Annotated in this window: 20 protein-coding genes; 12 read left to right on the top strand and 8 right to left on the bottom strand. The window is 58.7% G+C overall.

Annotated features, from left to right (window positions below):
- Nucleotides 1–49: 49 nt before the first annotated feature.
- Both HMPREF2129_RS03140 and HMPREF2129_RS10560 read right to left on the bottom strand, forming a co-directional pair.
- Nucleotides 50–1,024 carry a tyrosine-type recombinase/integrase gene (locus tag HMPREF2129_RS03140; protein ID WP_034663033.1) on the bottom strand — a complete coding sequence of 325 codons (975 nt, stop codon included), beginning with the start codon at nucleotides 1,022–1,024 and terminating at the stop codon, nucleotides 50–52.
- Nucleotides 1,025–1,218: 194 nt separating this feature from the next.
- A complete protein-coding gene (locus HMPREF2129_RS10560; RefSeq protein WP_052092607.1) occupies nucleotides 1,219–2,343 on the bottom strand; it encodes a hypothetical protein in 1,125 nt (374 codons plus the stop codon).
- 86 nt (nucleotides 2,344–2,429) lie between these two features.
- Between HMPREF2129_RS10560 and HMPREF2129_RS03130 the strand changes: the two genes are divergently transcribed.
- The 3 genes from HMPREF2129_RS03130 to HMPREF2129_RS03120 all read left to right on the top strand — a co-directional run bounded on the left by HMPREF2129_RS03130 (nucleotide 2,430) and on the right by HMPREF2129_RS03120 (nucleotide 3,759).
- Nucleotides 2,430–2,768, top strand: coding sequence for a helix-turn-helix domain-containing protein (locus HMPREF2129_RS03130; protein WP_034663029.1), 339 nt, complete (start codon nucleotides 2,430–2,432; stop codon nucleotides 2,766–2,768).
- 36 nt (nucleotides 2,769–2,804) lie between these two features.
- Nucleotides 2,805–3,101: a helix-turn-helix domain-containing protein gene (locus HMPREF2129_RS03125; RefSeq protein ID WP_084576487.1), complete on the top strand. Its 297-nt coding sequence runs from the start codon at nucleotides 2,805–2,807 to the stop codon at nucleotides 3,099–3,101.
- Between the two features lie 298 nt (nucleotides 3,102–3,399).
- A complete protein-coding gene (locus tag HMPREF2129_RS03120; protein ID WP_034663026.1) occupies nucleotides 3,400–3,759 on the top strand; it encodes a VOC family protein in 360 nt (119 codons plus the stop codon).
- 43 nt (nucleotides 3,760–3,802) lie between these two features.
- On the opposite strand, the gene HMPREF2129_RS03115 is transcribed toward HMPREF2129_RS03120, so the two are convergent.
- Nucleotides 3,803–6,391, bottom strand: a complete 2,589-nt coding sequence (locus HMPREF2129_RS03115) for a DEAD/DEAH box helicase (RefSeq protein WP_034663024.1) — start codon at nucleotides 6,389–6,391, stop codon at nucleotides 3,803–3,805.
- 2 nt (nucleotides 6,392–6,393) lie between these two features.
- Nucleotides 6,394–8,559, bottom strand: a complete 2,166-nt coding sequence (locus tag HMPREF2129_RS03110) for a site-specific DNA-methyltransferase (RefSeq protein WP_034663023.1) — start codon at nucleotides 8,557–8,559, stop codon at nucleotides 6,394–6,396.
- Between the two features lie 190 nt (nucleotides 8,560–8,749).
- Between HMPREF2129_RS03110 and HMPREF2129_RS03105 the strand changes: the two genes are divergently transcribed.
- The 4 genes from HMPREF2129_RS03105 (at nucleotide 8,750) to HMPREF2129_RS03090 (ending at nucleotide 11,538) form a co-directional block, all read left to right on the top strand.
- Nucleotides 8,750–9,466, top strand: coding sequence for a DUF4145 domain-containing protein (locus HMPREF2129_RS03105; protein ID WP_034663020.1), 717 nt, complete (start codon nucleotides 8,750–8,752; stop codon nucleotides 9,464–9,466).
- A 51-nt stretch (nucleotides 9,467–9,517) separates the two neighbouring features.
- A complete protein-coding gene (locus HMPREF2129_RS03100; protein ID WP_034663019.1) occupies nucleotides 9,518–9,793 on the top strand; it encodes a hypothetical protein in 276 nt (91 codons plus the stop codon).
- A gap of 65 nt (nucleotides 9,794–9,858) precedes the next feature.
- Entirely contained in the window at nucleotides 9,859–10,434 is a 576-nt protein-coding gene (locus HMPREF2129_RS03095; protein WP_034663017.1) for a hypothetical protein, read from the top strand.
- Between the two features lie 90 nt (nucleotides 10,435–10,524).
- The gene (locus HMPREF2129_RS03090) at nucleotides 10,525–11,538 is read left to right on the top strand and encodes a hypothetical protein (RefSeq protein ID WP_034663014.1); all 1,014 of its coding nucleotides are present in this window, start codon (nucleotides 10,525–10,527) and stop codon (nucleotides 11,536–11,538) included.
- 353 nt (nucleotides 11,539–11,891) lie between these two features.
- Here the strand turns inward: HMPREF2129_RS03090 and HMPREF2129_RS03085 are convergent, their stop codons facing one another.
- From HMPREF2129_RS03085 to HMPREF2129_RS10555, 3 genes are all read right to left on the bottom strand, one after another.
- Entirely contained in the window at nucleotides 11,892–12,986 is a 1,095-nt protein-coding gene (locus HMPREF2129_RS03085; RefSeq protein ID WP_034663012.1) for a DNA alkylation repair protein, read from the bottom strand.
- A 121-nt stretch (nucleotides 12,987–13,107) separates the two neighbouring features.
- Nucleotides 13,108–13,473: a hypothetical protein gene (locus HMPREF2129_RS03080; RefSeq protein ID WP_034663010.1), complete on the bottom strand. Its 366-nt coding sequence runs from the start codon at nucleotides 13,471–13,473 to the stop codon at nucleotides 13,108–13,110.
- On the bottom strand, nucleotides 13,463–13,867 hold the full coding sequence (locus HMPREF2129_RS10555; protein WP_232218081.1) for a TetR/AcrR family transcriptional regulator: 405 nt from the start codon (nucleotides 13,865–13,867) through the stop codon (nucleotides 13,463–13,465). Before HMPREF2129_RS10555 ends, HMPREF2129_RS03080 begins: the two co-directional genes overlap by 11 nt.
- 154 nt (nucleotides 13,868–14,021) lie before the next feature.
- On the opposite strand from HMPREF2129_RS10555, the gene HMPREF2129_RS03070 reads away from it, so the two are divergent.
- Nucleotides 14,022–15,035: a DUF418 domain-containing protein gene (locus HMPREF2129_RS03070; protein WP_084576485.1), complete on the top strand. Its 1,014-nt coding sequence runs from the start codon at nucleotides 14,022–14,024 to the stop codon at nucleotides 15,033–15,035.
- Between the two features lie 66 nt (nucleotides 15,036–15,101).
- Nucleotides 15,102–17,786: a DNA polymerase I gene (gene polA, locus HMPREF2129_RS03065; RefSeq protein WP_269544846.1), complete on the top strand. Its 2,685-nt coding sequence runs from the start codon at nucleotides 15,102–15,104 to the stop codon at nucleotides 17,784–17,786.
- A gap of 19 nt (nucleotides 17,787–17,805) precedes the next feature.
- Here the strand turns inward: polA and HMPREF2129_RS03060 are convergent, their stop codons facing one another.
- Complete coding sequence (locus HMPREF2129_RS03060; RefSeq protein ID WP_052092601.1) at nucleotides 17,806–19,062, bottom strand: YkvI family membrane protein; 1,257 nt, start codon at nucleotides 19,060–19,062, stop codon at nucleotides 17,806–17,808.
- A 342-nt stretch (nucleotides 19,063–19,404) separates the two neighbouring features.
- Between HMPREF2129_RS03060 and rpsA the strand changes: the two genes are divergently transcribed.
- The 3 genes from rpsA (at nucleotide 19,405) to HMPREF2129_RS03045 (ending at nucleotide 22,170) form a co-directional block, all read left to right on the top strand.
- Nucleotides 19,405–20,883 (top strand): 30S ribosomal protein S1, encoded by a 1,479-nt coding sequence (gene rpsA, locus HMPREF2129_RS03055; RefSeq protein ID WP_034663005.1) that lies wholly within the window; start codon nucleotides 19,405–19,407, stop codon nucleotides 20,881–20,883.
- A gap of 203 nt (nucleotides 20,884–21,086) precedes the next feature.
- The gene (coaE, locus tag HMPREF2129_RS03050) at nucleotides 21,087–21,695 is read left to right on the top strand and encodes a dephospho-CoA kinase (protein WP_034663043.1); all 609 of its coding nucleotides are present in this window, start codon (nucleotides 21,087–21,089) and stop codon (nucleotides 21,693–21,695) included.
- 109 nt (nucleotides 21,696–21,804) lie between these two features.
- Complete coding sequence (locus HMPREF2129_RS03045) at nucleotides 21,805–22,170, top strand: DUF4259 domain-containing protein (protein WP_034663002.1); 366 nt, start codon at nucleotides 21,805–21,807, stop codon at nucleotides 22,168–22,170.

Genomic DNA, 22,170 nt, shown 5'->3' with positions numbered 1-22,170 from the left:
GTGTTCACCAGGGGTTTTGTGGGCTAGTGGTTAGTTGGTTCTGGGGCGCCTACGCCCCGCCTCGAATCACGGTGAGGGAAGTCCGTCCCGCCTCTCGTTTCGGACCTCCGTGCAACAACGACCTTGCTTCTCGCGCCGTGGTTTGGTCCTCGTTGACCAGGAACTTCCGGTAATGCTGCAAGTCGCTAAGGCCCGCGGCTTCAATCACTGCGGACTCCGGCACTCCGCGTCGGACTTGGGTGACAATCCAGGTTGTGCGAGCGCGGCTCATGTCCACGGCCAGCGACGGGCGGTGCGACCTTTTGAGGAACAAGGCGACAGTGCCCGCCGACGAGGTCGTCCGCTCCGGGCGGAACAACCATGAGTCCGGGCTTTTGGCTCGCTCGACGGCATCTCGAATCGGCTGAGCCCAGTCGTGGTCTACAGGTACAAAGCGCCGCCCAGCCCCGCGGTAACCCGACGGGTACACCACCGTCCCGGTCTCATCCGTTTCGGCGTCCGCAGCGGTAAGCGCCGCGACCTCTCCGGAGCGAAGGCCCGCGCCGAGGGTCAACGCCAGGAGCAGGTTGGCCTGCTGACGGCGCTGAACAGTCGCCTCGCCGTCGGCCCAATGGCGCAGACGCGTTACTTCGTCCGGTGTGTACGGGGCGCTTTTCTTGTCGGTTCCGTACTGAGGGCGCTGCCTCGGCGTGTCGTAGTGCCGGTGAGCGGCCTGGCCGACAACGCGGAGCAATGACCTGGTCGTGCCTTGGACGTGAGTGCTGTACCCAGACTGGTCTACATAAGCGTTGACTGTGGCTTCGGTAAACACGGTCTCGACCGAGACTTCCCGTCCGGTCATCGAAACGTAGTCCGCGAGTCGGGCGACGGTACGAAGCGCAGCGCGGGTCTTGTCCGCGCTCCAGTCCTCCGTCGCGGCAGTCGAAACGGACTCCGTAACGAAATCTCGAACCGCGTCCCAACGCTTCGCTGGAATCACGGTCGGGGCGTATCCCGCGATGACTTCATGCGGTGTGGTGGGCATGTCGAATTGTCCTTGTCCGCCCACGCCGTAGGTGGTGGGTGCGTGGGCTATCTCTGTGGTGGAGTGAGATAGCACCAGCCTGGGTCGACACCTAAAGGTCGTCAAGGTTCAGAAACGGCTCACGGGCCGGTCGAAGTGATTACGGCAATCGCAGCAACCTAACGTCGAACTACGCTTTGTACTGCACTGTTCAGTCACTTCAAGCCTCCTTTAACGACGCGCAGAGATGCACTATGCGTACTTCTAGGTTCACCCGTCTGGGGGTAATCGCCAAGGTCTTGGTCCGCTCTCAGGCATCCGGAATCGGCTCTTGAGCCGAGTCCAGCCCAATGACTCGCCGCCCCAGCACTCGACGTCAGACCAGGCCAGGTGGCGTACGGGTCGATCAAAGCCTCGACGTGGTCTTCCACCGTGTCCGGGCGTGACGGGTCAACTCGCGCCAGCCTCTCGAACTCGCCGATGTGCGTCGTTCCAATAGCTGCCACCGCCACCTCTCGCGGCACCGCGCGGAGCACCTCCACCGCCCACGTCGCCCGCAGCCGACGCAGCGAGACCTTGAACGAGCGTCCCTTGTTCAGCTCTTTCTTGACCAGGTCATTGATGTCCCCGTAGGGCAAAAGCGGTACGCCTGGGTCTCTCGTCTCGGTCACCGCCGCGAGCCCCGGCCCGAAAACCGCTGCGACGGGCACTTCCGGGGCGTACCCTGCTCCGCGAAGTCGCTTGACATTTACCCAGGTCACCCCGTCACGGACGGTCACGTCACTCGCGAGGACGGTCTCGATACCGTCGCAGATACCAGCTCCGAGTCCAAGCGCCAGCACTGTGAACGCCTGCTCTCGTGTGAGTGGGGTGGACTGCGACTGCACCCAATGACGGAGCGCGTCGAAGTCGCACCTTGTGTACGGCTTCGCCTGTTCCTTTGGCTCGCGCGGTAGAAGACTTATCGACGTGCCGGTGAGCGTCATGCTGATTTTGTTGAGGTACGTGCGGACCGTGACCGTGTTCCGGTGCGTTTGTGCGAGATCGTTCAGTGCCGCGTGGCAGACATCCACGTCGAGCACCGTCTCGCGGGCTACTGGCCGGCCGACGCGGTGGCAGTACGCGGCGATATGGGTGAGCGCCCTGAGATACTTCGAGACCTCCCCGTGGTGTGCTTGCGACAGCCGCAACTTTTCGGCTCCACCCTTTTCGAAAGCCTCCAACGCCACCTCCTGAACCACCGGCGCCACGGTGTCCCATGTCGAGTCGCTAACAAGCTGCGGTTTGTACCCAGCTACTCGCCGCTCGACGTACTCGCGTTCTTGCGGGGTTAGCGACATGACGTGCCCCTTTTACGAGCAAAAGTCATACCCCCGCAACGGCCACCGCTGCGGAGACCGCTTCGAACCCCGGTACGGTAAGCACCATGTCCGCTTTCCCGCCACCGCGCGAGGCCTACCCGGAGTGGCCACACGTTGACCCCGCAGGGCTTCCGCCCGTCTACGCCAAGGCACTCGGCATGCGGCAGGCACTCGTGCGTGAGATTGAGCGGTATATCGAGCGCGGGTGGGCAAGTTCCCAGCAGGACTTTGCTAAACGCGCCGGCATCGGCGAGACCGTGCTCCGTCGTTGGCTCTCCGGCGAGCGGTGGCCCGCCGTCCACACCGTCGCGGCGGCCGAGGCGATTCTCGAAACGAGTCTCTGGCCGCACCAGGTCGCCCGCAAGCCGCACCTGCGGTCCAAGGGTGGCTACGACTACCCCTAGCAGCAAACTTTTTGTCCCTGACGCTACGGTGGGGGCATGGTACGACCGAAGCCGGGTAGCCCCGCCAGCCTTTACCCGGGATGGCCCGACAGTCTCGACGTGACGGTGCCTGAGCATCGAATGATCCAGGCCATGGTCATCAATCTGCGGCGCGAGCGGAACCGCTACCGGAGCATCAAAAGGGTCGCGGAGAAGTCCGGCGTCGCCGCCTCGACTATCTCGGACATCCTCAACGGCAATTCCTGGCCGTCCCTGGAGACCATGGCCCGGCTCGAAATCGGACTCGAAGTGCGCCTGTGGCCGGGGGCGAAACCCGCCCCGTCGGATACCTAATTCAACTTGCATACCCCTACGGTGTCGCGGGCGGAGGCGAAACCATTCAAAAACCTTCGGGGAGATTTTGCTAGAACGTACGTAGACGACAAGTCGTCATAGAGCGATGCGACGGAATAATTCGGTCTACCGTTGCGGAGCTTTCACTGGGTTCTTGTGAACTCGTACAGCTCAGCCCGGCTTCGAAGAAACTGATTGACCGTAGACTCCCTAATCTGGTTCCGATACTTGGATTCCTCCGGGGCGACAGGCGGCCCAGGTAACGTGGCCAGAGCAATCTTGAATCTGGAGGAAGAAAATGAACCGTGAATTAGTTTTCATCGTCTACGTCAGCGACATACAGAAGTCGGTTGACTTCTATAGGGATTTACTTGACATTGAAACGACGTTTGAAACACCGCGCTACGTCACTTTCGGGTTAGCGGAAGACGTTGCTCTGGCACTGTGGACTGGGGAGTCATCAGCTCTGGAAAGCGAACCGGTGAGGACATCAGAAGTTTGCCTGAACATCAGAGCAGAACAGGTGCAGGAGACTTACGACGCCTGGGTGGACAAAGGCATTCGTGTTATCGAGGAGCCACACGAAGACGTTTTTGGCACAACTTTCGTAGTCGCTGACCCGGACGGGAATCGGATTCGGGTCGCGCCAATCGACTAGAAATCCGAAAGCTGCGCGACCTTAGCGGTCCAAGGACGGGCCGCTACTTGTAGTCGTACCCGTACTTCTCGTACACAGCCTCGGCGCTCGCCGCCTCGGCCACCGCTGCGCGAACCGCTTCGGACTTCAAGTCGAGCACTCGAAGCGACTCAGCGTCCGTACCGGAGACAGACTCGATGCGAACGAAGTGTTCTCCGTACTGCTCCGCGTAACGAGCGAGCCCGCGCAGCTTTCCGAGCGCGTCGCCGAGGTAGGCACCGTGCGGGTCAACGATGGACGCTCGCATGGCGCCTTCGCGGTCGCGGAGGAAGAAGATGAAGTCCGGCTGCACACTACGCCAGCGGCCGGTGGCCTCGTCGTAGTAGACCGCGGTCACCGCGTCCGGGCTCGGGCGAGACGGGTTGCGGTACCAGGCAACAGCTCCGTTGCGGTCCATTTCGGTGCTCACGACCTTCTGCTCCCACTCGTTGAGCTTGGCCGGAGCAGTACCGTCCTCGGCGGCCAAAGCGTGGCTTTCGTAGCGCGGGAACGGGTCGATTTCCTTCGTCTGTGCGTTCCAGACACCTGGGGACTGCAACCGATTCTTCGGCTTCGAGAGGTAAACGAAGCTGGGTTCTTCGGCCATCTCGCGAAGTGTGGTGTAGGTCGTTTCCCGGCTGTCCGGGAGTGCAGCAATCTCAGCGCGGTTGGCGTCGAGCCATTTCTTCGCGATCAGATCAGCCTCACGCCACAATGCGTCGCGGGCACCTTCGACCTTCGCAAGTGCGGCAAGTGTCAGGTGCGCCTCGATGATGAGGTTCTCGTCCTCGTCACCGCGCTCGATGCCGGCGACGAGGTAGTCGTTGACCCACAGGTTCGCGAGAGCCCGGGTGTAGGCCGGTGTTGCTCGCTCAAAGGCCTCGGTGATGACCCGGTCGTCGGCCACGAGTTCCAGCACGTTCTCGTTGTCCAATTTGCGGTCGGAGTAACGGTAGACAAGGCGGGCGGTCTCCACCTTCAAAATGTCTTCCTTGGCTTTCTCAACCTCGTCGGCGTAGCGGACGAGCAGACCGTTAACGGCAGCGATCAGCTCGCGCTCCGCCTTGACCTGCCCGCTGTCGAGCAACCCGTCAGTCTCCAGCTCCACACCCACGTTGAGCAAACGGGAAATGGGTTTGTCGGAGCGCTTGGGCGCGATTTCTCTTGGCAACTGCGTGAACAGTTCCCACAGGTCGTCGTTGTTCACCGGCGTAAGGAGCTCGGGCTCCACCACGGGGTCGATGGGTGGCTTGATGGTGCCGTCGTCGTCCGGGGCGTTGATGCCTTGCACTACTTCTTCGGCAGCATTGCGGTTGAAGCGCGGCAGCAGACACAGAACCGAGTTGAGCAAATCGTCTCCGGGGATTCGACGCGCGAGCGGAGAGCGCACCATGCGGCCAATGACCTGCGTGATGAAATCCTTATCGTTAGCCGGCCTGTAGGAGACCATCACCTCTGCACGCGGACAGTCCCAGCCAGTGGAGATAGCCGTCTTGGCGAACAAAACGCGAATCCATTCGCGATCCTCCACGGATTGCGGCTCGACATACGGTACGAGCACATCGCCGGCCTGGATAGGTGTGTGTTCACCAAAGACGTGGGCGAAGCAGTCATAGGGCAGTTCCGGCCAGCCCTCACGCAGTGACTGGATCACCCGGTACATGTCCTCCGGGGTGGCCAGGTCTTTCATCTGCACGACCATGAGCGGCACAACCCGCTTGCCGTCGCCACCCTGCTCAGCGTGGTACGCCGCCCAGCGACGGGTGGACTCGGCGAGCAAACCTGCTGCCTGGGTGACAAAGACGTTCTCGAACGCCTCACCTTCTTCGCCCGGAATCTGGAGCTCGACAATGTCTTTCAGCAGACCGGACTCCTGCACCTCATCAACGGGAACGTCAACGTCATCAAGGACAAGACGGGCGCCTGGCATGTTGTGCATCATCGTCTTGAACTTGCCAGGTGTAGCGGAGATTCCCATGACCACCGGCATCGGCGGCACCGGAGCGGTAGCACCGTCCGGGGTGTGGCCGGCGATGAGACGGTGAAGGATCGTCTCGCGGTCAGACTGCTTACCAGAGCCGCGGTGAGCCTCGTCCACGACGAAATACACGTTGTGGTCTGGCGACTCCAAGGTGTTGCGCAGCGTGTCCCAGATCGTCACCTGACCGGTGTTGGGAGCAGCCTCGAAGAGCTCGAAGTTGCTCGACTTCTTCCGCCCTCCCGTAAGCAAACTGCCCTTGGAGAGCTTCTGGGTGTTGAGGAAGTAGATTTTGCCCTGTTCCAGCTCAGACCGGATGAACGAGGAGTCAATCTCAACCGTTCGAGACGCAAGATGGCTAGACGCGCCCTCAATGCGGTGGCGGGACTGACGGTTCAGATCGGGGTTGTCCGAGAACCAGAGGATCACCGCGTTTTCGTCCGGTACCCGGTCGTCACTCGGCAGCAGCAACCGCTCGAACACGTCCGAGGCAATGACCGTCTTACCAGCGCCGGTTGGCGCAGAGAGTGCGAACGAAGCCGGCTTCTTAATCGACCTGGCCTCGTTCGCCTCGTCAAGGCGGGAGAGAATCTCCGCGGAGGCAGTTTCTTGGTAGGGCTTAAGCGTGTACTTCATGGCTAGATCGCTCCTCCGGACTGGGTAAAGGCGAAGTTTGTGAGGTAAGTGCTGTAGAGCTGCACGCACTCAACACCAAGGCTGTCAAGCCGGCCCACTGCCGACTGGAACGCCAAGTCGTCGTCGGTGACGATGTACGCAGTCGTGACGGTTCCCGCTTCGCGGATCGCTGTAGCAAATGCGTCGACCGCCGCCAACCTCTTGATGACACCGTGGCTTTCGGCGACGTCCCAGCCGCGGTCAGGAATTGCCTCAATGACTCGTCCAAACTGTCCAGCACGCATCCACAAAAGCGGAGCGATCTGCTTGTAGGCCAGTCCGTGTCGCACTCGCGTCGGAGGCTCGTAGGTGAGGGTGAAAAATCTCGCGTTGGCTTCGAATCCGTCGGCCATCGGGAACTCGTCGGTGAACTTGTAGTCGCCCTTGATCGGATCGCCGGCCGGGGTCCTGCCGGTAATGGCCGCCTCGATGCGCGGCTTTGTCACGTAGTCGCAAATGCCCAGCTTCTCCCACTCCGGGTCGCCTGGACGATGGCCGGCCATCGTGAGCTGTTTCGCCTCTTCGAAGCTCACCTCGTTGTTCGTAACCGAGATGGAGCGCCTGCGGCCGCCGTCCTGCTTATTGAGTCGCATGACGGCGTGTGCAGTCGTTCCCGAACCGGAGAAGAAGTCGAGGACCGTTGCGTTGGGCTGATTCTTGGTAGCCAGTCTGATAGCGTCTTCAACCGCAAACAGCGATTTCGGAAACGGGAATTTCCTTCCGGAAAGCATTTGGTTCAGCAGATTCGTGCCGTGCCATCCTGCGTGGTGACGTTGGCGATTCCAGATCGTCTTGGCGGGATATTGATTAATCGTCGGGTCCGTGACTTCGACAACCAATGCGCCCTGCTCGTCCCTCCCAGTTACTGTGTACTCGCCGGAGTCAATCTTGTTCCGGGCGATGCGCCCCAAGTACCAGGCTGTTCCTTTACCTGTTTCGGGGTTAGTCCTTCCCGCTCTGGCCATTCCTTGTTCAACCAATCCCATGAGCGTCGAGGGGAGGCATTGCCACCTCCCTTCAACCCCGTTCTTTTTAGCTGGCCATATTGCGTGAGTTCCGTCGGGGACCACCCATTCACTGCGAGGACTGTCAACGCCCTTAGACTCTCCACACCCCACAATTCTTCCCGATTTATCATCAATGAAGATTGGGTAGAAGAGGTTAGGGGTGTCGGTTCTTAGGCTGTCGGTTCCGCTGCGAAGCAGTGACTCCCAACGCACCTTATCGACTTTGGTGGAGGGCGCTTCGTTGAGTAGATCATCTTTGACAAGCGCAGGTTTGGCAGACCCGTTGAATACGAAGAACGCGTACTCTTCGACTCGGCCCAATTCTTGAGCGCGTGTACTCCCCGCGTTCTGGATAACAATGGAAACCATCTGCGATTTTGACCCTGGGAAGGTCTGGGAAAGTAGCAGTCCGAGTCTGTGGACCTCCTTCTCGTCAATCGTGACGATGAGCACCGAGTCCTCGGGGTTGAGAAGCTCCTTTGCGAGTTCCAGACGCTTCTCCATCATCGACAACCACTTCGAATGCTTGTAGTGGTCGTCGCCGTCGACGTAGTCGTTGTTGTACTTCCAGTCCTTGTCCCTCGTGTTGTAAGGAGGGTCGATGTAAATGCAGTCCACCTTGTGGCGGTGGGTGTAGGTCAGCAGGTTCAAAGCGTGCAGATTCTCGGCGTTGATGACCGTGTGGAAAGGCGCCTCCGGGTCAAACGAGTTCACGACCTCACCGGTCTGGACGAGCCCCGGGTAGATCGTGTCGTCGTGTTGGGCGACTACGACGAGGTCGTCTACTGCAATTCCGTCTCGAACCTCCGGCTCGACACCCTCAGCGGGTTTCGTTTCGACAACCACCGCGGTGGCCCCTCCCATGGCTGTGCGGTCAATCTTCGCCACTGTCCACAGTGTCGGGTCGGTGGGTGCTGCCGTGCCGCGGGGAGGGAGAATGTGAACCGTATCGCCACGGCGCACCGGCCGGGTCGGAAGCTCGACAGCGTCGGGCAGGTGGCGCTCAAAGACGAGGCCGAAGGAGCGCCGGTTTTGGGAGTGACGAATCTCCTTCTCCAGCTCGGCCGCGAACTTCGGGTCGAAGCCTTTTGCCTGCGCAAGCAGGTCAGTAAGTCGTGACATGGGTGTCCTCTCTAGTGCTGTCTCAAGGTTAACGAACCGAAACGAGATTTCGGTCTGGGACTCGAAGCGAGCAGCGAACAGCGTTTGATGACCAGCCTGCCCTAGTCGTCGGCGTGTTCGAAAGAAAACGAGGGGTGTCGTTGCCGGTAGTTACGATTGACCTGACCGCCACCACGATCAAAGGAGTTACATGCTCGGGAGAAAAGAGTTCAGCCTACTTGTTCTGCACCCCAATGACGGACATACCGTGTTTCGTTTCGAAGACTCGACCGCCAACAAAGGTTCGATTGAATGCCCGAACTGCGGCCGCGGCCGAACGGTGAATATCGCTAAGTCCTATCCAACAGGCAGCACCGAGAGGAAGCATTTCCGGTGGATGGTTTGCACTGAGTGTCTCGGGGCGTCTATCGCGTTGTCCGACGGCCGGTCTGAATGGACTGTTTTCCCTCCTGCTGCTGGCGACCGGCCGATACGAAATTTGCCGAACCACATAGACGAGATGTGGCGCGAGGCCGTGCTCACGCACTCCGTGGGCGCCTATACCAGCTCGGTTCTGATGTGTAGGAAGATCGTGTTCGCTACCGCCGTAGAGTTCGGATTGGCCCCCAAGGCTGACAACAACCGAGCTCCGAGTTTCCTCGCCTGCGTGGATTACCTGGTTGAGAACGATTACCTCACGCGTCGCATGAAAAACGATTGGGCAGACAGCATCCGGGAGTGGGGCAACGATGCCACTCACGAAATCGAAGCGATAACCGATAGAACTGCAACGAACGCGCTGGATTTCACTCAACAGCTCCTCGCCATGTCCTTCCAGTTCACGCACGACGCTCAAGCCAGCAGTGAAGATGAGGAACCTCAGCGGCAATTCAATGTCCCGCGAACATCAGGCAACGCTCCCTACTAAGCAAGTACCCCCGACCTAGCGACAACGTGGCTACGACGACATGCTCAAAGCATGACCTCACACCACGACAACTCTTGGTCCGACGAAGCCGCGCCCGCCAGCTTTTACGCACTGACACCAAGTGGAACCGCCCCGTACCCCGCGACGGGGTCTCGGATTGAAGTCCGAGACGAGAACTTCACCCTCCTGTCCGTCCACTGGTCTGCGGCCGCAGCGCTCGGCGAGACCGGCGAGCGGTTGGCTCGCGGAGAGAAGGCTGCTGTATACCTCGCGCGGTGGGACAGGATCGAAACTGACACAGACTCGCTACTCAAAGAGACGTCCTAGCCTTAACCGAACCTCGCACCCCTGCGGTTGTTTGCAGCCCTGGGCTCTAGGCAGGCTGCTGGCGTATGAGCCACCAGCACTTTGACGAATCAGACATCGAGTTCCTTTCCGTACCGGTTCCGAAACGGCGGCGCCCCGAGTCAGTGCTTCTCCATCTCGACCTGTTTCTCGACCGCGACGAGCTCGCTCACATGAATGTGTTCCTTGGCCGCAACGCCGAGACCGTGCGACTGCTGGGCGCTGATGGCGAACACGTCGAGTTCGACGTGGCAGAAGCGAAGAAGTTCTTGACCGCGTTGGTGAGGAACTGCGACCGCGCCACCGGGCTCGTTACCTTGGAAGCCGACGCGGACCCGCGGAACTTGTCGATGTGGGAGCGCTCGCGGCTAGTCGCCGAGACGCACATGGAAAAAGACACTCTCGTGGCTGACACCGGTGTCTACGAGGACGCACCGCGTGAGTTGATCGACCCTCGCTTCGGAAAGCAGACCTACGAGGTTTGGACGCAGTGTGGCACCGAGTTCCTCGGCCGCACGAACAAACTCCCGCTTGCCCGGAAGATCGCGGAGAACTGTCGGAAGGAAGGCCTGCCGGCCGTGGTGTGCCAGACGCGACGGTGGTTTGTGCCGGCTGGTGAATAGAACTCAGCGCGGTGATTCTGTCCCAGCCAAGAGCGAACCCTTCACCCCCAGACACGATTGCTCGCCCGCAACCCAAGGCACACTGGGACCATGACCAATGACTCTCAGCCTGACTTCGACGCCCACGAAAACGACGACCAGGACAACACCGACCCTCTCGACCGGCCAATTTCGGACTTCACTGATGACGAGCTCAACAGCCTTCTTCACGCGCACTACCCAAACCTGATGGCTGAAATCGCAGAAACAGCGCGGAAGGCCTACGCCCCAATAGACGCCGAGTTCCTCAAATCCATAAGCCGAGCCAACATTCCGAGGATCGACTACACCAGCGCGTTCAGGGACATGGTGCCTAAGATTGACCTCTCGGCCTACGCTCCGAAGATCGAGCTGCCGCCCATTTCGGACGAACTGCAAAAGACCCTCGACCAGGCATACAAGGGCATCTCCGAAAGCGTCGCCGTCTTGCCAGGCGTGGAAGCCGTACTTCAAAGCGCGAGAGAGCTTTCGGAGCAGTACGCAGGATTGCTTCCCTTTGCCCGGAGGGAACCCCTGCCGTATCTCCAGAGCTTCAACGACGAGTTCCTCGCCGTCTACGCTTGTCTCGTACTCGCTGCGGCCCGTGTAGAAAACCTGATGGCCGACCTGTGCCAGCACCACTTCGGTGAAGGAGAGCTGCGGGGAGCCACGCACCGAGCTCAGAAGATGGCCAGGGGGTTACGGAATGCTCTCACAAATGAAGCGCCTTGCGCAACCTGCCGCGGCATAGCGGAAGACCTGGAAGAGCCAATCGACATGAGGAACACCTTCGTGCATGGGAGCTGGGAGCCCGGCGATGACATTGCCAGCGAGGAAGAGAAGGCACGGCGAGCTCTCGTTGGTCGTGCGCTAGGCGACAGTCGCGTGAAAAAGCGCAAGCTCTTGGACAAGGGGCAACTTGAAGCACTTGCTTCTGGTTGGAAAGACGGCGACGAGAACGCCCTCGATGACCTTTTTGAAGAGCAGATCATCTCCCTCGGCATCGTCACGGCCTACGCCGAGATTTTCACCGAGTTCGGCGACGCACTGGAGGACGAATTGCTCTTTCACGAGCAGGAGCAGTAAAGCCGCGTAACTGGCATCTGGGGAGTGGCGAATCTCCTGGTAGCGGGCACGCGTTGGAACCAAATCAAGAAATGCGTGGAACTAGACCGGGAACTAGGCCATATTGCTGCTGGTGGTGGAGTTTTCCGAAACCCCCGAAGTCTCGAGACATAGTTCCGGTTATGTCTTGGGGCTACTTTCATTTAACCCGAGGCCTGGGTGCCTACAGCATGCCCTCAACTTTCCGAAGTTCAGTGCAGTCCTGGTGTTTTTAATGGGGGTTCTGCACGATATTCGAAAATGGTGCAGCGGGGAGCCACGCCGGAGCGCAGTGAGACCTCACGATCTAATGGCGGCTAGTCCATCTGGGTTTGTTACTGAGTGAGCTCGAATTCCACTAGCTCACCCTCGCGCCCATTGATTACCAGACTCAATGCCTGCGTGCCGGGGTAGTAGATGCGAGTGCTGGTCACCCGAAACGGGTGGGTCTTGGTCACCACACGGGTTTCGCCGGGCTCAAGCGTGTATTTGCCAAGGCGGAATACGCTTGGTTTGCGGGTGCCGTTCTTTTTTAAGAAGTGAACGCGGTACTCCGCCAGCACATTCGCGGGCGCATCGCCCGTGTTAATGAGCGTCGCTGAAAGGGTCGCTTTCTCCCCAACACCCACAGCGTGGGGGAACTCGGGGCGAGTCATGGTGATGGCGGTAGGTGAAGAGAACCCGGCCAGCTCCAAGGCCTCACCGTGACCTTGCTTGATCAACCCGCGCAACCCGCGTTCCACCACCCATTCCGCGTGCGGGGCGCCGCTATCTGCCCAGCGTGTAGCGGTGGCGAGAGCTAACTCGGGGTGCGTGCGGCCGATGTCGTTGAGATTGTTGGCCACGGATTTGCGGACGAAGAGCGATTCATCGTCATACAACCGGTCGAGGATGGGGATGATCGGGGAGGGGTCCGCTACAAACGGCGTGTGCACTTTCGCCCATGGCAGGCGTGGTCGGATGCCCTCCGAAGCGAGACGGCGCACGTTGTGGCTGTTGGAGTCAGCCCACTCGTGTACCCGGGACATGGTCAGCTCCGGGTAGCGCTCCAGGTAGGGGCGCACGGCCCACTCGCCGGTAAAAGCCCTCGTGAGTTCCTCGATCGCGTCTAAAGAAACCTCTGGCTTATCCAACCCGTACAGTTCAATGAAACGGCTCACCGGCCACAAATGGAATGCGTGGTTGAAGTAGCCTTCCCCCTCAGCTAGTTCAGGCCCAAGCTTCTCGACGATCCCGCCCATCACCCCCGCATACTCCCTGCCAAGGCGCTCCCGCAGCCCCTGCGCAAACACGGTCACGCGGTCCAATATCTCTAAATTCTCGACTAGTGGAGCAACCCACGCGGCGTACTCCGCACCGTCAATGCCGAGCTGCGCGCCGAGCCTTTGTGCGGTTTCAGCGTTGAAGTAGTCCTTCATTTTGGTGGCCATGACTGTGCACAATACCGGGCATGAACCAACTTTTGCGCGGCCCGGAGCTGGATACCAACCAGCCTGTTGTGCGTTTTGGTGATGCGATTGCGGCGTACGAGGAACCCCTGCAGTTCACTGCTTAACTACTTTTATTGGCCATAGCCAATTCATTAATCCTTGCTACGTTCGGCGCTGGGTCATCGATCGAGAGAATTAGCCGGCTGAAGTCTTCGTTGGTCAGCTCGATCACTACAGCGTTCTCATACCCGCTGATGTTCCAAAAGTGCTTCTCTCCTCCAGTGCGGAATGTTCCAGCGAATTTCTTCCCCTGGGCCAGCCCGGGGCCGCGGAAGCCTTTCGGCTCATCCTTAATCCCTGGGTCGTGGGTGGCGCCTCGAACATGGCTCCACGGCACCTTGATGGAGCCTTTAAAGGACCAGACTTTGTTCATCCCAACGGGTTCAACTATGAGTGCGTCGTCAGTAAAAGTGAGTTTATTGAGCATTGGTTTCTCCTTTGAGTTTTCCGCTGGCGCGGTTGAGTAGGTGTTCGCCCAGGGCAGCGTTGTCTTTTCCAAAGCACAGAACGCTTGCGTCAAGAATGAGGCCTCGCATCTCGTGGCTGGTAGGTGCAACTTCAACGAGGGTGACCACAACGAGGTTTTTTGCGTCCTCGGTCACTTCTCCGGCATTAGCTTCTTGACACACTGCCTCCAGTGCTGCATGGAGCAGGCCGTGCTTCGATCCAAAGAGCTTGTAGAAGCTCGAGCGGTTAATCCCAAGGGAAGAAAGGATTGCATCTACGGGTGGAGCATTAAATCCGCGTTCGCCAAATAGTGCAATTGCCTTGCGGATAACTTGGTCTTCATCAAACTCTCTTGGCCTGCCCATGACTTTCATACTATTCATTCTGGAACAGAATGTCTAGAACCTCTTTAATATTTTGTGCCCTAGGCAACGTCGAAACACGCAAAAGAAGGAATGTAAAGGCCTGTTCATGAACTAGCAGGGGAGAAATTCGGTATAGAGGAAGTACTCAAGATTAAGGAACTTAATGACCCTCAACGCTTCTTCGGCAAACTCCACAAGCACAGGCCCCCGCCTCCTTTCTCTGGACGTCGTACGTGGAATCGCGGTATGTGGAATCGCATTCGTCAACGTGACGCAGATGTGGAATATGTTTCCCGAGTCCGCAAGAGACACCCAGGCTTGGACATGGATGAACTTCCTTGCAAACGAAAGGTTCTTTCCCGTATTCACTTTTCTATTTGGAATTGGGTTTGCCATGATTACTCGTTCGGCGCGGAGACGTGGCCGAGTGGAATGGCAGATCATGCTGCGGCGACTCATTCCTTTGCTTCTCCTTGGGCTGGTTCATGGGATCTTCCAGCCAGGTGAAGCGCTCGGACCCTACGCAATTGGCGGGCTCGTCTTCCTGTTTCCTTTAACTTTCTTACCGCTGGAAAAGAGACGAGGAATCGCATTGGCCCTTGGTGCGATTCTTACCCTCGTCGGCGCGTATTTTGGCGGTGTTTTGCTCATTCCGGGTCTGCTCCTACTTGGTTTTGCGGTATCGGAGTGGCGCGTTCCGGAAAAGCTGGATGAGAATCCGAAGCCAGCAGCGTTAGCGCTGCCAGTACTCATTTTGTTCACCGCTATCGCCAGCTATGTCCAATACCTCTACCGTGATCAAGCAGGTTTTTCACCCCATTCATCTATTGCGGGTTTCCTTTTCGCCGCAACGTGGGTTGCTGCGGTGGTCGTTCTTGTGCGCACGCCTCTGCGGCAAGGATTCGAAGTGGTCTTTGCTCCATTGGGGCGAATGGCTTTGACTAACTACATTGGAGCCACCGTGATTCTGCTGGCATCCAGACCGCTGTTGGGCATCCCCGCCGAACAAGGATCGGCTACGAATGCTTCTTTCCTCACGGCATGGGGAGTGGTTTTAGTCATGCTGACTGCACAGATGATTTTTAGCGCACTTTGGCTCAAGAGATTCGGCCAGGGACCGTTGGAGAAACTGTGGCGGAAAATTACGTGGGGAACCGGTTTTCATATGTCCTCTTAGGGCGGTTTTGGGCTTTTGCGCAAACCCTAAATCGGCGTTCAACAGTCGCAGGTAAGGTGGGACGCTGTGATTTCTTCTGATTCCTCTGCTAAGAAACGTCTTCTGCTCATTGACGGCCACTCGATGGCGTTCAGGGCTTTTTATGCTTTGCCGGTGGAGAATTTCTCCACGTCGGGTGGGCAGCATACGAATGCGGTGTACGGCTTTTTGTCAATGTTTGCGAACATCCTCGCGGATGAAAAGCCGACGCACGTGGCAGTGGCCTTCGATATCGGGCGCAAGACGTTCCGTACGGAGCGTTTCCCGGAGTACAAAGCACAGCGAGAATCAGCACCCGAGGAGTTCAAGGGCCAGGTGCCCATCATCCAGGATGTGCTGGGGGACTTGGCTATTGTCACTTTGACCAAGGAGAACTATGAGGCTGATGACATTCTGGCCACACTGACCACCCAAGCCCAGGATGATTACGAGGTTGTCATTGTCACCGGTGACCGCGATTACTTGCAGTTGGTCAATGACTCGGTGACGGTGCTCTATCCCACCCGTGGTGTGTCCACCTTGACGCGGTTTACACCGGAGGAAGTGGAGAAGAAGTACGGTCTCACCCCGGCGCAGTACCCGGATTTCGCGGCGCTGCGCGGCGACCCGTCGGATAACCTGCCGAATATCCCGGGTGTGGGGGAGAAGACGGCGACGAAGTGGATCGTGCAGTACGGAGACCTCCAAGGCCTCATTGATCATGCAGATGAGATCAAGGGCAAGGTGGGCGACTCCTTCCGCGAGCGCATCGAGCAGGTTCAGCTCAACCGCGAGCTCACCCAGATGGTGCGTGACCTGGAATTGCCCGTCGGTCCCGATGAGCTGGAACTCAAACCCGCTGATGTCAATGCGGTAGCTACTGCGTTTGATGACCTGGAATTTGGAGTCAATCTGCGCGAACGAGTGCTCGCCGCTGTGCCGCATGATGGTGTACTGCTTGACGACGGTGACGTTGCCGATGAGGCTGTTGAACTCACAATCGATGAGGCACCATTGGATGAGTGGCTCAATAAGCGCGAAGGCCAAGGCATGGCCCTGTACGTCGTGGGCACTGGGGTGCCGGCGAGTGGGGATGTGCAGGCAGTGGGGGTCGTCGATAAGCAACGGCATGCTGTGACGCGCGAACTGGGGGATCTGAGCCCTGCTGAGGACGCTGCACTGAAGGCATGGATTGAATCGGATGCGCCGAAGTACGTGCATTCGGCGAAGGCCACATGGCACATGTTGCGTGGGCGCGGGATGACTCTGCGCGGCATTGCGCATGACACGGCGATTGCGGCGTACTTGTTGCGTCCGGGCCAGCGCACGTATGACCTGGCGGATGTGTATCAGCGCCACTTACAGCGACAACTCGCGCCTGCGAGTGAGCAGATGAGTCTGCTGGATGAGGACACTTCGGTGGTGGATTCCGCCGCGGCGATTCTTGAGTTGGCTGAGAAGTTGACGGGTGAACTGCGCGAGATTGATTCCTATGAGCTCTACGCGGACTTGGAATTGCCGCTGGTGACCATTCTTGCGGAGATGGAAGAAAACGGCATCGCTGTTGATGTGGATGTGCTGCAGAACCAGCAGAAAGAATTCGCGCAAAAGGTTGCTGCTGCTGAAGAAACAGCGCGCCAGCTCGTGGATGAACCTTCGCTGAACCTGTCGTCGCCTAAGCAGCTGTCCGTTGTGCTCTTTGACAAGCTGGAGCTGCCCAAGACGAAGAAGACGAAGACGGGCTACTCCACGGCGGCAAAGGAGATTGAGGCGCTTGCGGCGAAGAACCCGCACCCGTTCCTCGATCAGCTGCTCGCGCACCGTGAGTACCAGAAGATGAAGTCCACGCTAGAGGGCTTGATCAAGTCTGTGGGTGAGGATGGCCGGATTCACACTACGTTCAACCAGACCGTCACGTCCACGGGGCGTTTGAGCTCCACTGACCCGAACCTGCAGAACATTCCTGTGCGCACAGAAGCGGGCCGTCGCATTCGATCCGCATTCACTGTAGGCGAGGGGTGCGAGTGCCTACTCACGGCTGACTACTCGCAGATTGAAATGCGCGTGATGGCGCACCTCTCCGAAGACCCGGGCCTCATTGAGGCCTACAAGGAAGGGGAGGACCTGCACAACTTCGTCGGCTCGCGGGTTTTCGACGTGCCTATCAGCGAGGTCACACCGGAATTGCGCCGCCGGGTCAAAGCCATGAGCTACGGGTTGGTCTACGGTTTGTCCGCCTATGGCCTGTCCAACCAGCTGGGCATTCCCGCCGGTGAAGCGAAACAGATCATGGAGAGCTACTTCCAGCGTTTCGGCGGCGTCAAGCGCTACCTGGACCAGGTAGTGGAGCAGGCCCGCCGTGACGGGTACACCTCCACGATCTTTGGTCGCCGCCGCTACCTTCCGGAGCTGAACTCCGATAACCGCGTGGCGCGTGAAAACGCGGAGCGTGCAGCGCTGAATGCGCCGATACAGGGTACTGCAGCGGATATCATCAAGGTAGCCATGATCCGCGTTGACCATGCACTGTCAACGACGAAGCGTGCAGGTAAACCGCTGGCGTCGCGTGTTCTGCTCCAAGTGCACGACGAACTCGTGGTGGAGGTGGCCCCGGACGAGCTGGAGGAGGTGCGCGCGATCGTCGAAGAGGAGATGGACCGCGCAATCACCTTGCGTGTGCCGCTGGAAGTCTCCGCCGGAACCGGCAAGAACTGGGATGAGGCGGCGCACTAGGCGACGCCAGTAGGCGAGCTTAGTCCTTCTTTGACTCCGTGTCGGAGTCAAAGGCTTCCATCTCTGATTCGAGGCCTTCTTTGAACTCCTCAAGGTCAAGGCTGGACTCCTCGGCGAGCTCCGCCAGGGTCATATCCGCGAACTCGCTGTCCGGGTCCAAATTTTCCTCATCGGTAACGATGTCCACTGCGGCCGTGCGCACCTCGCTCTCCTTGGCTAGATGATCGCGGTAGTGGAAGTACTGGTACACCATGATCGCGATGACGAAGAGCCCCAGGTAACCCAAGATCGGGTAGAGGTTAGCCACCAATGTCTTGAACCCAATGAAGGACAGGATGAAGCCGATGATGCAGGCGACCACGTACACCTTGTAGAAGTTCTCCGGTTTATCGCGGGTAAGCCGCTTTGCCATGGCGTAGATCATGCCCAAGCAGGTGTTGAAGACCATGAGGAAAATCACCCATGTCATTACCTGGCCCAGGACCGGGTTGATGTTGAACAGTACGGTGAGCAGCGGCATGTCATCGCCGTTGACGGCTTGCGCTTCGATGAACAAGGTGACCACGAGCAGTGCAAGCATCAGTGCATACAATGCGCCCGCGATGAGGCCGCCAATGCGTACGGACTTGTTATCAAAATTATCGCCACCGATGACAATGGCCATGGACACCGTGCATAGCGCGTTCAGTCCGGTGTGGTTGAGTGCCCCGAGCCACCAAGTTGGTGCGCCTGTCGCGCCGGCGACATGTTCTTTGGTCCATGCGCTTTGTGCGGCGATATCCACGCTCGCGTGGGTAAACGTCCAGATTGAGGCAATGAGCACGAAGATGATCAACAGGGGAGTAACGAGACCCAAGATAACCGAGATCTTGTCCACATCTAAGCGGCCCACCAGCAGCATGATGATGAGCATGGACACACCGCCGACATAGATCGGCCAGCCGTAGGCCTGTTCCAGGTTGGAACCGGCGCCCGCGAACATGACAAAGCCAACGCTGAACATGCAGGCGATAGCGGACCAGTCCATGATCTTCGAGGACAATCCATCGGATACTGCGCCGAAGACGCGTGTGTGCTCCGTCGCGCGGAAGTAGGACCCGAAGGCGAGGAAAGCCACGGCAGCCAGAGCCATGACAATTCCTGCTAGAGCGATGCCCCACAGACCCATGTGGCCATAGGACACGAAGTATTGGAAAGCCTCCATGCCGGAAGCGAAACCGGCGCCAACAACGACGCCAATGAACGCGAAACCGATACCGATACCGCGTTTTAACATAAAAACACCACCTATGCGCCGGGCTAAAGCTTCGGGCGCTATCAAAAATTTGTTTGGCTGTACAAGCCTAGTGGGGTTCGTTGCGGAATGCTCAAATCGCCGTCGGTAATGGCTTGGCGACGCATGCGCCTAAAGTTTGCTCAAGCTGGGAAAATGGACTAATCTCGAACGAGCGTATCTACGCTTTTGTCGAGGAGCCGGTCATTATAGGAGGGCCGTCCGCGCTGGGGGCGAGATCGAAACACCAGCTCATACACGGATTTGATATCCACGAGTCGGAGTATCGAGAGATGCGCTCATGTCCATTTGCTATCTCCTATCCGTTTCGGAGCAACATAACTTATGCCCACTTCTACTACCCCGCAGGTTGCCATCAACGACATCGGCAGCGCTGAGGATTTTCTTGCCGCAGTTGACGCGACCATCAAGTACTTCAATGATGGCGATATTGTCACCGGCACCGTCGTCAAGGTCGATCATGATGAGGTTCTTCTCGACATTGGATACAAGACCGAAGGCGTCATCCCGACCCGCGAACTCTCCATCAAACATGACGTCGACCCGGATGAGGTCGTTCAGATCGGCGATGAGATTGACGCGCTTGTCCTGACCAAGGAGGACAAGGAAGGTCGTCTGCTTCTGTCCAAGAAGCGAGCACAGTACGAGCGCGCATGGGGCACCATCGAGGAGCTCCAGGCCAACGACCAGCCGGTTACCGGTACCGTCATCGAGGTTGTCAAGGGTGGTCTCATTCTCGACATTGGCCTTCGTGGCTTCCTGCCGGCCTCACTCGTTGAGATGCGTCGCGTGCGTGACCTGGATCCGTACATCGGCCAGGAGCTCGAAGCCAAGATCATCGAGCTGGACAAGCACCGCAACAACGTTGTTCTGTCCCGTCGTGCATACCTTGAGGAGACCCAGTCTGCAGTCCGCTCCGACTTCCTGCACCAGCTGGAGAAGGGGCAGGTCCGCAAGGGTGTTGTCTCCTCCATCGTCAACTTCGGTGCATTCGTCGACCTCGGTGGCGTTGACGGCCTGGTCCACGTGTCCGAGCTGTCCTGGAAGCACATCGACCACCCATCCGAGGTTGTCACTGTTGGCGACGAGGTCACCGTCGAGGTCCTCGACGTCGATCTCGACCGCGAGCGCGTGTCCCTGTCCCTGAAGGCAACCCAGGAAGATCCGTGGCGCGTCTTCGCCCGCACCCACGCTGTGGGCCAGATCGTCCCAGGCAAGGTCACCAAACTCGTCCCGTTCGGCGCATTCGTTCGCGTCGAGGAGGGCATCGAGGGCCTCGTCCACATCTCCGAGTTGGCTCAGCGCCACGTGGATGTGCCGGACCAAGTTGTTGGTGTTGGCCAGGAAGTCATGGTCAAGGTCATCGACATCGACCTGGACCGTCGCCGCATCTCCCTGTCTCTCAAGCAGGCAGACGAGGACTACTCGGAGGAGTTCGATCCGTCCCGCTACGGCATGGCCGACTCCTACGACGAGCAGGGCAACTACATCTTCCCGGAGGGCTTCGACCCGGAGACCAACGAGTGGATGGAAGGCTACGACGAGGCACGTCAGGAGTGGGAGGCTCGCTACGCCGAGGCTGCACGCCTGCACGAGGCTCACACCGCTCAGATCGAACGCAACCGTGCTGCCGCAGCAGAGGCTGAGGCCAACGGTGAGGGCGCTACCCCGACCAACTACAGCTCCACCTCCGGCGATGCTGCAGCTCCGGCAGCTCCGTCCGCTGGCGAGGCTGAGCAGGGTGGTTCCCTCGCTTCCGATGAGCAGCTCGCTGCTCTACGCGAGAAGCTCGCTGGCAACTAGTGATGAGTCGCTGAAGCGACTCATCACTAGGGGGTTGACGGAAGCGACTCATCACTACGGAGTTGACGGAAGCGACTCATCACTAGGGGGTTGACGGAAGCGACTCATCACTAGGGAGCAGCCGAAAGGCCTCCAGCGAGCCAGGTCCGTACCGAAAGGTGCGGGCCTTTTTCTCTACTCTGAACTCGACTACGGTGGCGGGCATGAAAAAGATTGGACTGACAGGTGGCATTGGCAGCGGTAAAACCACGGTGGCAGCGATGCTGGCCGAAGCGGGTTTTCGCGTTGTAGATGCAGATAAGATCGGTCGGGAGATCATGGAACCTGGCTCACCAGTCCTCGCCAAAGTAGCGGAGGAGTTTGGCCACGATGTACTCAAAGTGGATGGTTCACTGGACCGGGCAGAGCTTGCGCGTCGAGCATTCGCGGACAAGGGGGCCACTCAACAACTGAACGCGATCACGCATCCGGCGATTCGCTCGGAATCCCACCGGCAGTTCATCCAAGCAGAAGCCGATGGTGTTGCTGTGTCAGTCTATGACATGCCTTTGCTTATCGAGCTCGGGTTGAACAAAGACATGGATCTCACCGTCGTCGTGGATGTTGCTGCTGAAGAACGTGTGAAGCGCCTTGTGTCTTCGCGCGGCTTAGATGAGGCTGATGCCCGCGCACGGATTAAACAGCAGATTGGCGATGACGCGCGCAAAGCGGCAGCCGATTGGACTATTGATAATAACGGCCCGTTGGAAGAACTCGCGCCACAGGTGAAACGACTCATTGACGCAGTGAAAACAGGCGAAGCTTTCCAGTAATGGAATGATGACAAAAACACAAGAGGTTGCTCACTCGACCGGCAATGTTAAGTGTCTGGCTAATGCGTAGACACGTTTGATTAACCTGCTATCCCTACTGTCCCCACCTATGGGAACGTGGGACATCGGGCCTTTTGATAATGATCAGGCATTGGATACCGTCGCCGCATTGGCCGACGGGTCTTTCCGTATGGCGCAATTTCGTTTTGATTGCGGGCGCGGGGCGCTCGGCACCGACGAGGCTGAAACTGTTTTGGCTTTGGCAGCGGTGCTCAATGGCTTCGTGCCATCGGAGGAATACACAGCTGCACTGTCTTTCCCGTTTACCCGCGATGACCGTCAGTGGATTCGGCGCCGCGCGGAACAGGCCGTCAACCCGGCGATCTCCGAGTTGTACGACCTGTGGCAGGATGCCGGCGAGCTGGAAAACTGGCTCGCCGAAACGCGCAAATACTCTGGGAAGTTTGTGAGCTAA

It is taken from the genome of Corynebacterium tuscaniense DNF00037, assembly GCF_000759055.1.
Lineage (GTDB): Bacteria > Actinomycetota > Actinomycetes > Mycobacteriales > Mycobacteriaceae > Corynebacterium > Corynebacterium tuscaniense.
Note: the sequence above shows the minus strand (reverse complement) of the source record. Positions and strands in the feature narration are given on the sequence as shown.

Bases quoted from the DNA above. Each gene is read 5' to 3' on its own strand.
- HMPREF2129_RS03140 (WP_034663033.1), bottom strand. From the start codon at position 1,024: ATGCCCACCACACCGCATGAAGTCATCGCGGGATACGCCCCGACCGTG.
- HMPREF2129_RS10560 (WP_052092607.1), bottom strand. From the start codon at position 2,343: ATGTCGCTAACCCCGCAAGAACGCGAGTACGTCGAGCGGCGAGTAGCT.
- HMPREF2129_RS03130 (WP_034663029.1), top strand. From the start codon at position 2,430: ATGTCCGCTTTCCCGCCACCGCGCGAGGCCTACCCGGAGTGGCCACAC.
- HMPREF2129_RS03125 (WP_084576487.1), top strand. From the start codon at position 2,805: ATGGTACGACCGAAGCCGGGTAGCCCCGCCAGCCTTTACCCGGGATGG.
- HMPREF2129_RS03120 (WP_034663026.1), top strand. From the start codon at position 3,400: ATGAACCGTGAATTAGTTTTCATCGTCTACGTCAGCGACATACAGAAG.
- HMPREF2129_RS03115 (WP_034663024.1), bottom strand. From the start codon at position 6,391: ATGAAGTACACGCTTAAGCCCTACCAAGAAACTGCCTCCGCGGAGATT.
- HMPREF2129_RS03110 (WP_034663023.1), bottom strand. From the start codon at position 8,559: ATGTCACGACTTACTGACCTGCTTGCGCAGGCAAAAGGCTTCGACCCG.
- HMPREF2129_RS03105 (WP_034663020.1), top strand. From the start codon at position 8,750: ATGCTCGGGAGAAAAGAGTTCAGCCTACTTGTTCTGCACCCCAATGAC.
- HMPREF2129_RS03100 (WP_034663019.1), top strand. From the start codon at position 9,518: ATGACCTCACACCACGACAACTCTTGGTCCGACGAAGCCGCGCCCGCC.
- HMPREF2129_RS03095 (WP_034663017.1), top strand. From the start codon at position 9,859: ATGAGCCACCAGCACTTTGACGAATCAGACATCGAGTTCCTTTCCGTA.
- HMPREF2129_RS03090 (WP_034663014.1), top strand. From the start codon at position 10,525: ATGACCAATGACTCTCAGCCTGACTTCGACGCCCACGAAAACGACGAC.
- HMPREF2129_RS03085 (WP_034663012.1), bottom strand. From the start codon at position 12,986: ATGGCCACCAAAATGAAGGACTACTTCAACGCTGAAACCGCACAAAGG.
- HMPREF2129_RS03080 (WP_034663010.1), bottom strand. From the start codon at position 13,473: ATGCTCAATAAACTCACTTTTACTGACGACGCACTCATAGTTGAACCC.
- HMPREF2129_RS10555 (WP_232218081.1), bottom strand. From the start codon at position 13,867: ATGAAAGTCATGGGCAGGCCAAGAGAGTTTGATGAAGACCAAGTTATC.
- HMPREF2129_RS03070 (WP_084576485.1), top strand. From the start codon at position 14,022: ATGACCCTCAACGCTTCTTCGGCAAACTCCACAAGCACAGGCCCCCGC.
- HMPREF2129_RS03060 (WP_052092601.1), bottom strand. From the start codon at position 19,062: ATGTTAAAACGCGGTATCGGTATCGGTTTCGCGTTCATTGGCGTCGTT.
- rpsA (WP_034663005.1), top strand. From the start codon at position 19,405: ATGCCCACTTCTACTACCCCGCAGGTTGCCATCAACGACATCGGCAGC.
- coaE (WP_034663043.1), top strand. From the start codon at position 21,087: ATGAAAAAGATTGGACTGACAGGTGGCATTGGCAGCGGTAAAACCACG.
- HMPREF2129_RS03045 (WP_034663002.1), top strand. From the start codon at position 21,805: ATGGGAACGTGGGACATCGGGCCTTTTGATAATGATCAGGCATTGGAT.